12 protein-coding genes are annotated in these 12,969 nt (G+C 48.7%); 2 read left to right on the plus strand and 10 right to left on the minus strand.

What is annotated here, in order from left to right; translation table 11 throughout:
- Positions 1 to 5: 5 nt before the first annotated feature.
- A complete protein-coding gene (locus B0X71_RS12555) occupies positions 6 to 965 on the minus strand; it encodes an NAD(P)H-dependent flavin oxidoreductase (protein ID WP_077590993.1) in 960 nt (319 codons plus the stop codon).
- Between the two features lie 139 nt (positions 966 to 1,104).
- Between B0X71_RS12555 and B0X71_RS12560 the strand changes: the two genes are divergently transcribed.
- Positions 1,105 to 2,574 carry an aminotransferase class I/II-fold pyridoxal phosphate-dependent enzyme gene (locus B0X71_RS12560; RefSeq protein ID WP_077589742.1) on the plus strand — a complete coding sequence of 490 codons (1,470 nt, stop codon included), beginning with the start codon at positions 1,105 to 1,107 and terminating at the stop codon, positions 2,572 to 2,574.
- Positions 2,575 to 2,656: 82 nt separating this feature from the next.
- Here the strand turns inward: B0X71_RS12560 and B0X71_RS12565 are convergent, their stop codons facing one another.
- The 8 genes from B0X71_RS12565 to B0X71_RS12595 all read right to left on the minus strand — a co-directional run bounded on the left by B0X71_RS12565 (position 2,657) and on the right by B0X71_RS12595 (position 11,276).
- On the minus strand, positions 2,657 to 3,448 hold the full coding sequence (locus B0X71_RS12565) for a hypothetical protein (RefSeq protein ID WP_156889867.1): 792 nt from the start codon (positions 3,446 to 3,448) through the stop codon (positions 2,657 to 2,659).
- A 68-nt stretch (positions 3,449 to 3,516) separates the two neighbouring features.
- Positions 3,517 to 3,642 carry a hypothetical protein gene (locus B0X71_RS21585; protein WP_269750081.1) on the minus strand — a complete coding sequence of 42 codons (126 nt, stop codon included), beginning with the start codon at positions 3,640 to 3,642 and terminating at the stop codon, positions 3,517 to 3,519.
- Between the two features lie 750 nt (positions 3,643 to 4,392).
- Positions 4,393 to 5,331 (minus strand): polysaccharide deacetylase family protein, encoded by a 939-nt coding sequence (locus B0X71_RS12570; RefSeq protein WP_077589744.1) that lies wholly within the window; start codon positions 5,329 to 5,331, stop codon positions 4,393 to 4,395.
- 111 nt (positions 5,332 to 5,442) lie between these two features.
- Positions 5,443 to 6,852: a dihydrolipoyl dehydrogenase gene (gene lpdA, locus B0X71_RS12575; protein ID WP_077589745.1), complete on the minus strand. Its 1,410-nt coding sequence runs from the start codon at positions 6,850 to 6,852 to the stop codon at positions 5,443 to 5,445.
- 4 nt (positions 6,853 to 6,856) lie between these two features.
- Positions 6,857 to 8,254, minus strand: a complete 1,398-nt coding sequence (locus B0X71_RS12580) for a dihydrolipoamide acetyltransferase family protein (RefSeq protein WP_077589746.1) — start codon at positions 8,252 to 8,254, stop codon at positions 6,857 to 6,859.
- Positions 8,255 to 8,283: 29 nt separating this feature from the next.
- Entirely contained in the window at positions 8,284 to 9,261 is a 978-nt protein-coding gene (locus tag B0X71_RS12585; protein ID WP_077589747.1) for an alpha-ketoacid dehydrogenase subunit beta, read from the minus strand.
- Positions 9,262 to 9,264: 3 nt separating this feature from the next.
- Positions 9,265 to 10,377, minus strand: a complete 1,113-nt coding sequence (pdhA, locus tag B0X71_RS12590) for a pyruvate dehydrogenase (acetyl-transferring) E1 component subunit alpha (protein WP_077589748.1) — start codon at positions 10,375 to 10,377, stop codon at positions 9,265 to 9,267.
- A 257-nt stretch (positions 10,378 to 10,634) separates the two neighbouring features.
- The gene (locus B0X71_RS12595; RefSeq protein WP_077589749.1) at positions 10,635 to 11,276 is read right to left on the minus strand and encodes a YkyA family protein; all 642 of its coding nucleotides are present in this window, start codon (positions 11,274 to 11,276) and stop codon (positions 10,635 to 10,637) included.
- Positions 11,277 to 11,422: 146 nt separating this feature from the next.
- On the opposite strand from B0X71_RS12595, the gene def reads away from it, so the two are divergent.
- Positions 11,423 to 11,989: a peptide deformylase gene (def, locus tag B0X71_RS12600; RefSeq protein WP_077589750.1), complete on the plus strand. Its 567-nt coding sequence runs from the start codon at positions 11,423 to 11,425 to the stop codon at positions 11,987 to 11,989.
- Positions 11,990 to 12,108: 119 nt separating this feature from the next.
- Here def and B0X71_RS12605 read toward each other — a convergent pair whose 3' ends face one another.
- The gene (locus B0X71_RS12605; RefSeq protein ID WP_077589751.1) at positions 12,109 to 12,885 is read right to left on the minus strand and encodes a Cof-type HAD-IIB family hydrolase; all 777 of its coding nucleotides are present in this window, start codon (positions 12,883 to 12,885) and stop codon (positions 12,109 to 12,111) included.
- Between the last annotated feature and the right edge of the window lie 84 nt (positions 12,886 to 12,969).

Below are 12,969 nucleotides of genomic sequence, written 5' to 3' on the forward strand. Positions count from 1 at the left end.
TCCACTTACTTACCCCATTTTCGCCTGATTAATTCAGCTTCTCCAATCATTCGCTCAATCAATTCTGCAACGGAAGGCACGTCCCGAATCATACCGGTCACCTGACCAGCCCAGCCGAAGCCGGACTCTGCCTGACCGTCATGAATATAGCGCTTATTCGCTTCCCCGCTTATGTAGGACTTCAGCGCTTCATATGTCGGCGTCTCCTGTTCGATTTCCAGAATCTTTTCCGTCCAGTCGTTTTTGAGAACCCGCGCCGGTGCACCGATGCTCCGTTTGATGATCTGGGTACCGCTTTCCTGACTGCTGATGAGCGCTTTTTTGTACGCTTCGGAAGCATGGATGCATTCTTCCGTCGCAATAAACCGCGTGCCCATTTCCACCCCTTCCGCTCCAAGTGCAAGAGCTGCCATTAACCCGCGGCCGTCTCCGATTCCACCGGAGGCAATTACGGGAATGTCCACCGCGTCCACTACTTGCGGCACGAGAACCATCGTGCCGATGTCATCACGGCCCAAATGACCGCCCCCTTCCTGACCGACAACCATTACGGCATCAGCCCCGAGCTGCTCCGCTTTTTCTGCCTGCCGTCTGGCAGCAACCAATACGAGTTTTCTGATGGCTGTTCCTTTCAGCTGTTCAAAAATCGGTGTCGGGTTGCCGCCCGTCATCGAAACGACTGGCACTTCTTCCTGGATCGCCACGTCCAACATGTGATCAAAGCGCCTTCCGTGTTCACCGATTGCAAAGTTTACACCGAACGGTTTATCGGTCAAGCGACGCACTTTCCGGATTTCTTCCCGCAATTCCTCTGGCGATGACAGACTCATCGCTGTAATCTGCCCCAGTCCGCCTGCATTCGAAACGGCTGCTGCCAAATCAGCATATGCCAAATAAGCCAGCCCTCCCTGAATGATCGGATACTTGATATTAAGCAATTCTGTAATTCGCGTTGAAAATTCCATTTCTTCCATCCCCCTTTTCCTACCTCAATTTACTCTATTCGGGAGCAATTCTAAAATTCCTTCATTATTCCTAGTATCGGCCCTTCCGGCATGCTATAATGCTTTTGTTTTCATTTTATAAGTGAGGTGATACGGCCAATTGTCACAATCAGAAACCCCGTTATTCGATGTGCTGAAGAAGCATCGGAACCGGAATCCTATTCAATTCCATATTCCAGGCCATAAAAAAGGACAGGGAGTCGACCCGGAATTCCGGGAATTTGTCGGAGACAATGTCCTTTCAATCGACTTGATCAATATTGCTCCACTTGATGACCTTCATTCACCAAAAGGCGCCATCAAACAAGCACAGGAACTTGCCGCCCAGGCATTCGGTGCTGATTATACGTTTTTCTCGGTCCAGGGAACAAGCGGTGCTATTATGACCATGATTTTGAGCGTCGTTGGACCCGGAGATAAAATTCTGGTTCCCCGGAATGTCCATAAGTCGATCATGTCTGCCATCGTTTTCGCCGGAGCGGTGCCGGTTTTCATTCATCCGGAAGTAGATCCGGAATTGGGCATTTCCCATGGCATCACACCGGAAGCAGTAGAAAAAGCACTGGAAGAGTATCCTGACACTAAAGCGGTGCTCGTCATTAATCCGACGTATTTCGGTATTGCAGCAGATCTGAAACGGATCGTTGATATTGCACATAATTATGCTATTCCTGTACTTGTAGATGAAGCGCACGGCGTCCATATTCATTTCCATGAGTCTCTGCCAATATCAGCAATGACAGCCGGGGCAGATATGGCAGCGACCAGTGTTCATAAGCTCGGCGGCTCCATGACACAGAGCTCTGTTCTGAATGTCCAAGGCGAACTCGTATCTGCCAAACGGGTGCAGTCAATTTTGTCGATGCTCACGACAACTTCCACATCTTATCCGATTCTGGCATCGCTGGATACGGCACGCAGGCAACTTGCGATGCACGGGCAGGAATTGATTGACCAATCGATCCGGCTTTCCCGTGAAGCCCGGAAGCGGATTAACAAAATTCCGCATCTTTTATGCGTCGGGCAGGAAATCCTGAAAACCTCAGCTACGTACGATATGGATCCGACGAAACTGCTGATCAGCGTAAAAGATCTTGGCATCACTGGCCATCAGGCAGAGGAATGGCTGCGAACGCAGGCAAACATTGAAGTGGAATTGTCGGACCTCTATAACATCTTATGTATCATCACGATCGGCGACACCCAAAAAGAGATTAATCTCCTGGTGAATGCCTTAAAACGGATGAGCGATTCCGTTAAAACAGATTCCGTCATTCAGGAAGCGGAAGTGCTGCTTCCGGATATTCCCCGGCTGGCGATGACACCGCGTGATGCTTTTTATGCCACCACGGAAGTGGTTCTCATGGAAGAAAGTGTCGGACGCATTTCAGCGGAGTTTGTCATGGTGTATCCGCCGGGAATCCCGATTTTCATCCCGGGGGAAATTATCACGCAGGAAAACATCGAATACATCCATAAAAATATTGAAGCGGGACTTCCAGTGCAAGGCCCGGAAGATAACCGCCTTCAATACTTGCGCGTAATCAAAGAACAAGTGGCGATCCGCTGAACCGGATTCCATCTTGCCGGCATAATACGAACCAAAACAGGCAGCCATTCTCTTCACTGGAGGAGCGGCTGCCTGTTGTCTTCTACTCTTCCATTCTATAATAACTCCGGTCCAATTCACCGGGAATTCGGACAATCAGCCGTTTAGCTTCCGAAATCACCTGTGCTTTTCGGCCATCAAGAAACCGGAGGGGACTCTCTGAATGAGTGGATATGGTTCCTTCGATTTCAAATCCTGGAAATTCATTATCCAAGTGAATAGTGTAATTATCCGGTTCTTTATCCCAGTAACCGCTTGACGATAATTCATCGAAATGAACGGCGTACTTCCGGCCTGTGTTATACATCTCACTTTCTTCCATGTGGATATTGTAATAATAATTGCCGCCCGGTTCTTCCTGATAAGTTCCTTCAATCCCTTTCAGTGCGACCGCTTCCTGAAATGGAATATTCACAGATTCAGCCGTATAAGTTTCCGCTCCATACTGGATTGTGTATGTGTGTTTCCCTTTGCAAATCTTAGAATCACAGCTGCTTTCATCCACTGTGAAACCGATTGTCAGCACGACCGGCCCTTCCGTGTGATAATCGCCTCCACTTCCTCCGAAATGAGTGGGAAAGTCCGTTTCAACTTGGCTATCCGCGTATTCAAGTTCATACCCCAATTCCTGTTCCAGTTCCGCAAGTTTTTCCCGTGAGTGCGCTTTTACGTCACCTTCAAAGATAAGGTCTTCCACGGCATTCTCCATGAACCGGTTCCCAACGGTTCCGTGGATATGCATCACTGAATGAAAGACAATGAAGCCAAGGAAGTTATATGTGATGAGCTTGAGAAAAAACGTTTTGGTCCTGCGCAGCTTTACCCATTTAGCCACCAGAATCATTATTCCCAGATCCACAAGGAAAACAATGATCGGCAGCCCGATAAAAGCGCCAAAAAACATTAATCCGGCAAACAGATTCGTTGGTCATACCAACTGTCCCACACGCAAACCACATAAATCACAATCAATGCCGCATTGCCGATGACAGCAACACACCATTCCTTCGACCACCCATCCATGCACATCCCACGCTTCCTTGTCCTCAGACTGCATACTCTTTATTGTATAGAATCCATGATTGGCACTAAATTCCCTTGACTCCTTGACTATACATGGGCGGTCAGCAAGGCCTGCGGTTTTGGACATTTAAAAACAGCACCGCAAGTCAGCGATGCTGTCAGACTGTAGACAAAAGATTTTTTATACAAATAACTGGATATGAACGAGTCTCGTTCAATTAAAAGAAAGTGAAAACAGGAAAAAGGACGCTCCCGTCCTTTCCGCGGACTGACTGCCGAGCCTCCCCGTCCTGAAGGACGAGGGGATCTCGTCAGCCAGTTATTCCGCAGGAAAGGCAGGGACCGAAAGGATTGAGGAGTCTGCCTTTGCGACGAGCTTGCGCAGGAGCATCTCTTTTTGACAGGAGCGTTTCCCTTTTTCCTGTCTTATTTTCATTAGGATTCGTTATGCCGCTAAGCGTTCTGAAACAGTAAAGATCACCAAACGAGGCTGGATAACTAGTAAGGATATTCTTTACGGTCATCCCGTAACTGTTCTCACAGCACAGTCGAAGTAAAACTCGCGAGACTCCAGCAGGAGAGCGGACAAAGGAAGACCCTGCAGGCCGCTTGCGGCCGAAGCGGCTTGCCGTCCGCCTGCGGAAAGCGAGCGGGTTTTGCCGACTGCTGCCGAAGGTAATCCGTTTATGCAATCTGCTCCGAGTTTATCTACACTCTGATAGCACCGCAAGTCTGCGGTGTTGTCTATGTCATCTGTTATTCCTGGTCTCCGACTGTTCCTCCACCTTCAATCAGGTCCGGATCCGCAAATGTATATCCCTTGTCACGCAGGCCTTGAACGATGTCCGGAAGGGCTTCCGCTGTCCATTCCCGGTCATGCATCAGCAGAATGGCACCGTCTGTCAGCAGTTCTGTATTTACCATGACATCAGCCAAAACTTCTGCTTCCATGTATTCTGCATTCCAGTCATAGCCATATGTCCAATTCATCGTCAGCATATTCAACTGGTCTGCAACAAGGTAACTTGTTTCCGTATTCACTCCAAAAGGTGCGCGGAAAAAGCGCGGCTGCTCACCAATAGTTGTCTGGACCTGTTCTGTAACAATTTGAATTTCTTCCGTCTGGTCTTCAGGTGGCAGCTCAGAGAGGTTTTCGTGTCCCCAGGTATGATTGCCGATTGCAAATCCCATATCCTCAATTTGCTCGAGCTTCTCTTTCCCTTCAGGTGTATCGATGAAATGTCCGTTTACAAAGAAAATCGCCGGAACGTCGAGTTCTTCGAGCGTTTCCGCCATTTGTACCGCATACTCATCCGGTGCATCATCAATCGTCAGCAGAACGACATTCTCAGGCGCTTCTTCCGTTAAAGGCAAAAGCGTCCAAGTATCAGGGTTAACGCGGTATATCGGTTCGTAAGTTGTTTCTTCCGCTACTTCTTCTTCCTCTGTTTGCTCTGTTTCTTCCACCACTTGTTCGTCCGTCTCTCCGGTCACTTCCACTTCATCTGTATCAGCAGCGCCATCGTCGGTATCTTCTTCCAGCGCTTCGGTCTCTTCCTCGACATCTTCTGCGCCTTCATCAATCTCTTGTTCAACAGCTTCAGTTTCAGCTGCAAGTTCATCCACTTCTTCGTCTCCGCATGCAGCAAGTACTGCCAGCGAAGCAGTAAGAATAATCCAGTTCTTCCGTTTCATTTGTTCATCCCCTTATCCTTTTTCAATCGTCTTTCTTAACCATACCCTTACTAAGATAAGAATACACGAAAAACCCGTCCGGCAGTTTTGCCGGACGGGGTCATTGCTATCTTACTTTACAATATGAATCGGTGTGCCAAGTGCCACTTCAGCAGCTTCCATCGCGATTTCTCCAAGCGTTGGGTGCGCATGAATGGTCATGGCAAGGTCTTCGACTGTAACACCGGTTTCGATTGCCAGACCCAGCTCTGCAATCATATCCGAAGCGCCCTGGCCGACAATTTGAGCACCGAGCAGCAGACCGTCGGATTTACGTGAAACGAGTTTCACAAAACCATCCGTTGCATTCAGCGCAAGCGCACGGCCGTTGGCTCCGAACGGGAATTTAGCGGCTGTCACTTCAAAACCTTCTTCTTTTGCCTGATCTTCAGACAGCCCGACTGTTGCCAGTTCAGGATCCGTAAAGCAGACAGCAGGAATCGCAAGATAATCGACTTCGGATTTTTCACCGGCGATCGCTTCTGCTGCGACTTTCCCTTCATATGATGCTTTATGTGCAAGCTGCGGACCTTCAACGATATCGCCGATTGCATAAATGCTTGAGATATTTGTGCGGCATTGCTTATCCACATCGATCAGTCCGCGTTCACCCATCTTCAAGCCGAGCTCTTCAAGCCCGAGCTCATCGGTGTTTGGACGGCGGCCAACTGTAACGAGCACATAATCCGCATCCACTTTCTGTTCTTCGCCTTTGGCTTCATACGTGACTGTGACGCCGTCTTTTGATTCTTCGACACCTTTCGCCATCGCTTCCGTGACGACTTCAACACCTTTTTTCTTCAGGTGTTTTTTGACGATTTGTGTCATTCCTTTTTCAAATCCGGCAAGAATATCTTTCGTTCCTTCCAGAATCGTCACCTCAGAACCAAGGTTGGCATAAGCCGTACCCAGTTCAGTTCCGATATAGCCGCCGCCGATGACAACGAGTTTTTTCGGAACTTCTTTCAGGTCAAGTGCCCCTGTTGAACTCAGTACACGGTCTGAGAATTTGAATGACGGAATTTCAACTGGCCGTGAACCCGTTGCAATGATGGCATTTTTGAATTTATACGTCTGTGAATTCTTCTCATCCATCACTTTCACTGTGTTCTCATCCACGAAATAGGCTTCTCCGTTCACGATCTCCACTTTATTGCCTTTGAGGAGCTGCTCAACGCCGCCCGTCAGCTTTTTCACAACGCCGTTCTTGAACTCCTGCGCTTTTTCAAAGTTGATCGACACTTCTTTTGCGACGATTCCCATGTCATCTGAATCCTGGGCATGCGCAAAGCGGTGTCCGACTGAGATCAATGCTTTTGAAGGGATACAGCCGACGTTCAGGCAGACACCTCCGATGTATTCTTTTTCTACAATCGTTACTTTCTGACCGGTTTGTGCAGCACGGATGGCTGCAACATAACCGCCAGGGCCTGAGCCAATGACGAGCGTATCTGTTTCGATTGGGAAATCTCCTACTACCATAAGTTTACGCCTCCATTAATAAAAGTTCTGGTTCGCTGAGCAATCGTTTAATGTGATTCAGTGCATGCTGGGCAGTTGCTCCATCGATCATGCGGTGATCGAAGCTCAATGATAATGCTAACACAGGAGCAGCTGCAACTTCACCATTTTTAATAACCGGTTTTTCGGCAATGCGACCTACGCCGAGAATTGCCACTTCCGGATGGTTGATGACCGGTGTGAACCACTGGCCGCCGGCTGAACCAATATTCGTAATCGATGTTGATGCACCTTTCATTTCACCTGGTGCCAATTTTCCGGACCGAGCTTTTTCCGCCAATTCATTGATTTCGCTGGAAATCGAGAATACTGACTTACGGTCCGCATTTTTCACCACCGGCACGAGCAAGCCACGTTCTGTATCCGCTGCGATTCCGATATTGTAATAATGCTTGTGGATAATTTCCTCTGTCGCATCATCATACGAGACGTTCAGTGACGGGAACTCACGCAGTGTGCTGACGAGCGCTTTGACGATATATGGCAAGTACGTGAGTTTGATGTCTCTCTCTGCGGCCACAGCCTTGAATTTCTTGCGGTGGGCCACCAGTTCCGTTACATCGACTTCGTCCATCAGTGTAACGTGAGGAGCCGTGTGTTTTGAATTGACCATCGCTTTGGCGATCGCTTTTCGGATGTTCGAAATCTTCTCGCGTGTTTCCGGGAATTCACCTTCCGGAACCTGCGGTGCTTTCGCTGCAGGTGCTGCCTGCTCCTGAGCTGCTGCCGGAGCGGCTTCCTGTGGCTGAGCTGCCGGCTGCTGTCCGCCTTCTTTGAATCCATCGATATCTTCTTTCAGTACGCGGCCGTTATTGCCTGAACCGGCCACCGAACGGATATCGACGCCTTGTTCACGTGCGTATTTCCGCACGGATGGCATTGCGATCACGCGCCGGTTCGGATCCGCTTCTGCGGCTTGAGGTTGCGCTCCCGCACCGGTGGATCCTTCTGATCCCTGCGGCTCCGCTTCGTCCTTCGCCTGATCTTTATCGATGTCCTGTCCCTGTTCCATTGAACCGGACTGAGCAAGCTCTTCGGTTCTTTCCTGACCAGCATCGCCAGCCTGCTTTTCATCGGAACCTTTCTCGCCCGCATGCTCGCCCTTGAACTGAATATCTTCAGCATCCGGTGCATCGATTCGAATAAGCACGTCGCCGACGACTGCCACAGTCCCTTCTTCCACAAGCACTTCTTCAATTGTCCCTGCAACAGGAGATGGAATTTCCACTACTGCTTTATCGTTCTGTACTTCACATAAAATGTCGTCTTCTTCGATGGTGTCACCGGCTTTGACAAACCACTTGACGATTTCGCCTTCGTGAATGCCTTCACCGATGTCCGGTAAACGGAATTCAAATGCCATCTCTTTCACCCTTCCTGTTGTTTACTGACTTAAAAATTCAATACTTTTTTCGCTGTTTCTACTATATCCTTTGCGTTCGGCAGCCAAACCGCTTCAGCTTGAGAGAACGGGAATACTGTATCAGGCGCAGTCACACGCAATACCGGCGCTTCAAGGCTCAGGATGGCACGGTCATTAATTTCGGCGACAACATTCGCTGCTACTCCGCCTTGTTTCTGCGCTTCCTGCACGACAATTGCACGATTTGTTTTTTCAACGGATGCGATGATTGTATCGATATCAAGCGGCTGGATTGTACGGAGATCCACCACTTCCACTGAATGGCCTTCTTTTTCCAACTCTTCAGCTGCTTTAATGCTTTCCTGTACCATCGCACCATACGCAATGATCGACAGGTCCGTTCCTTCCCGCTTCACGTCCGCTTTTCCGAGAGGAATCGTGTACTCCTCTTCCGGGACTTCCTGACGGAATGAACGGTACAGCTTCATGTGTTCCAGGAAAATGACCGGGTCATTGTCACGGATGGCAGAAATCAGCAGTCCTTTTGCGTCATAAGGCGTAGACGGGATTACCACTTTCAGTCCTGGCTGCTGGGCGACAAGCCCTTCCAGGGAATCCGCATGGAGTTCAGGTGTGTGTACACCGCCGCCGAACGGAGAACGGATAGTGATCGGCATATTGAATGCACCGCCTGTACGGTAACGGTAACGGGCCATCTGGCCATTGATGGAGTCCATTACTTCATAAACGAAACCAAAGAACTGAATCTCCGGTACAGGACGGTAGTTCTCCAGTGACAGACCGATTGCCAGGCCGCCGATGCCCGATTCAGCGAGCGGTGTATCGAATACGCGATCCTCCCCGAATTCTTTCTGAAGCCCTTCCGTCGCCCGGAATACGCCGCCGTTGTTTCCGACGTCTTCTCCGAATACAAGGACATTCTCATCATTTTTCAGCTCTGTCCGGAGAGCTTCCGTAATCGCTTGGATCATTGTTAATTGCGCCATCGGTTACTTCGACTCCTTCGCTTTATAAGTCTCATACTGTTCTTTAAGGTTTTGCGGCATTTCATCATACATGATTTCCATCAGGTCGGTCACTTTCTGTTTCGGCGTGTTATCCGCCTGTTTGACCGCCGCTTTTATTTCTTCTTTCGCCTGCTCGATAACTTCGTTTTCTTTTTCTTCGCTCCACAGGTCTTTCGCTTCCAGATATTTGCGGAACCGGACGAGCGGATCTTTCTTTTCCCATTCGGAATCCGTTTCGGATGTACGGTAACGAGTCGGGTCATCTCCGGCCATTGTATGCGGGCCATAGCGGTAGCAAAGTGTCTCGATCAGCGTCGGGCCTTCTCCGTCAACAGCACGTTTTCTCGCATCGCGTGTAACGGCATAAACAGCCAGTGGATCCATCCCATCGACCAGCACACCAGGAATTCCGGCTGCCACTGCTTTTTGGGCAATCGTCTGAGCGGATGTCTGCAGTTCCCAAGGCGTGGAAATTGCATACTGATTATTTTGCACAAAGAAAATAGCCGGTGAGCGGTAAGAGCCGGCAAAGTTGATGCCTTCGTAGAAATCTCCCTGTGAAGATCCGCCATCTCCTGTATATGTGACAGCGACCGCTTTCTTGTTTCGCTTCTGCAATCCCAATGCTACTCCGGCTGTCTGTACATATTGCGCCCCGATGATGATTTGCGGCGGCAGCACGTTCAGACCCTCAGGCATCTGATTTCCTTTAAAATGTCCGCGCGAGAACAGGAAAGCCTGGTGGAGCGGCCAGCCATGCCAAATAAGCTGCGGCACGTCCCGGTAACCCGGAAGAATATAATCTTCCTTCTGAAGCGCGAAATGCGATGCAATCTGTGAAGCTTCCTGTCCGGCAGTCGGCGCATAGAAGCCGAGTCGTCCCTGACGGTTCAGTGAGATGGAGCGCTGATCCAGGATCCGTGTATACACCATGCGGCGCATGAGTTCCTGCAATTCCTCATCTGACAGATTCGGATCTGCGTCTTTGTTGACGATTTCCCCTTCTTCGTTCAGCACCTGGAACATTTCGAACTTGCTCTCAATGTCCTGCAATGTGCCGACCGGATCGAATTGTTTGGATTTTTTCGATGCCATACCTGCAACTCTCCTTTGATCTGTATTAAAAAATTTTGATAATATAGTAATACAAGTTGTTTTACCATTTCAGTATACTTGAGTTATTTTAGCCGGTCAAACATTGAAATCCCAGTGCCCCGGCCCACTTTCAGTTAACAGAAAAATCTTATAACACAAAACTGTACCAACTATTTTTATCCCCTGTTATATATGCTGTTAAACCTGAAATAGACTTTTATCCAACAAAAAAACGGCCGGAAATCCGGCCGCCTATCCTACTCTTCTTCCTCTAACTGTTCAATAATGCTGTTTTTCAACGTGTTGAATTCTTCTGTTTTTTGGTTAAAAGCCTCTACGCTTGTCAGCACCGCTTCATTTTGCTCGTTAACAAGCGTCGTCTGCTCCTGCAGCTGCTCCAAGTCTGTTTCCTCATCGCCGAGCAGGTTGTAAAGCTCGTTTTGCAATACCGCCAACTCCTCATATTCAGCGATGAAGGTCTGATGAGCAGCATAACGTTCTTCCATTACAGTCTTCAATGCTTCCAGTTCGCTGATAATCGCTTCGTCTTCCGCTTCGGCGATCACGCTGTCAATTTCCTCGAATTGTTCAGCCGCAGCCGCTATGGATTCTTTCTCGGTTTCAAGCAAGGCCAGGCGCTCTTCTACCGAGGCGAGCGCTTCAGCTGAAAGTTCATTGACTTCTTTCATCTCTTCCTGGGTCAGAGCCATAACCGATTCGAACATCTGCTGTTCTGACTGTTCCAATTCTTCCAGTTCACTCTGTACATTCAAATATTCTTCTTCTGCAGCCAGCGTATCATTCAGCACACTGTTCAAATCTTCCCTCACTGAAGATTCAGAACAGGCACCAAGCAATAACGCACTTGATAAAACCGCAGCTGTAATTGTCTTTTTCACCGGTTGACCCCCTTTTAACGATACTTTTAACTATAGGCGACACACACCTAAAACTCAACAGTTTTCGGGCTTTTTTCCTTCCCAGCACATCCGGGTTTCGCTATACTAATAGGCAGGTTGATTTTAAGAAAGGAAGTTTCAGAGATATGATTTTGATGAAAGATATCATCAGGGAAGGCAATGAACTTCTCCGCACATGCGCAGAAGAAGTTTCATTTCCACTGGCACCTGAAATTGAACAGCTCGGGCGCGAACTGCTGGAGTATGTACAAAACAGCCAGGACGATGATTTAGCAGAAAAATACGGACTTCGCCCCGGTGTCGGCATCGCAGCACCGCAGGTCGGACAGCTTCACCGACTATTCGCTCTTCATCTGGAGCAGGATAACGGGGAGTGGCTGAGCTTTGTCGCAGTCAATCCGAAAATCGTCAGTCATTCCATTGAACTGGCTTATTTATCCACAGGTGAAGGTTGCCTGTCCGTCGACCGGTCTGTGCCGGGTTATGTGCCGCGCTACGCCCGCATCACCGTGAAATTCAAAGACCTATCCGGCAATGAAAAACGAATGCGCCTGAAAGGGTTTCCCGCTATTGCATTCCAGCATGAGCTGGATCACTTGAATGGCGTGCTGTTCTATGACCGGATCAATTCCGATGATCCATATGCGGAAATCGAAAACGGAATCATGATTGATATGGGCAAAGACCAGTGACTCCAGTCATTGGCGTCCGGCTGCAGACAACCCCTGACCAAGAGGTTTGCCTGCAGTTTTTTTATTTTCAAAATCGGTCTTTAACCGGAAAATTTCTTTTAAGAAGTCTGCGGATCCATTCAAATCAGTCCAAGATGCGTGAATGCCTTCGCCAATCCATGTTCATCCACGTGATCCGTAATATAATCCGCTTTTTTCTTCACTTCTTCGTGGCCATTCCCCATTACGACACTGTAGCCGGCAAGGTCCATCATCTGCACGTCATTCAATCCATCTCCAAACGCAATCGTGTCTTCGAGGGCATGACCAGTGGCTTTAATGAGTTTTTTGATTCCCTCCGCTTTTGAACCCCCAGCAGGCAGAATGTCACAGGAAACGCGGTGCCATCTCACAAAGTCCAAATCCGGAAACGATTCATGGTAAGCAGGCTCTTCTTCCCGGGCGCAGAATACAAGAGCCTGATACACAGGACTGTTCAAGTAGAAATCCTGTTCTTCCGGCGGATGGGTAAAACCGATTTTCAGACTCTTGATACTTTCGCTGATATGCGGATGAAAATCAATTGTCGATACCATCCTGGCTTCGTCCATGTAAACGATGGGATGATCCCGAAGTTCTGCAAACCGGGATACATCTTTCAGCAATTGCTTGTCGATCGCTCCTTTATGAATCGGCTGGCCTGAATGCACGACATACTGGCCATTGAACGAGATAAATGAGTCGACCTCCAATTCCGCAGCCAACCTTTTGAACATGAACGGCGCCCGGCCTGTTGCAATGGCCAAATCATGTCCGTTTGCCCGCGCTTTCTCTAATGCTGATTTTGCCGAGTCAGGCAAACGCTTATTTGTATCCAGCAGTGTTCCGTCAATATCTAACAGCAATAACTTCTTCATCCAGTCCATCTCCAATCAAAAATATACCAAATTATTAGAACTTTTTTCTCTGTCAAGGAAAAATCCGTTGCAGTATAATTGCCT

This window comes from Planococcus lenghuensis, assembly GCF_001999905.1.
GTDB classification, from domain to species: domain Bacteria; phylum Bacillota; class Bacilli; order Bacillales_A; family Planococcaceae; genus Indiicoccus; species Indiicoccus lenghuensis.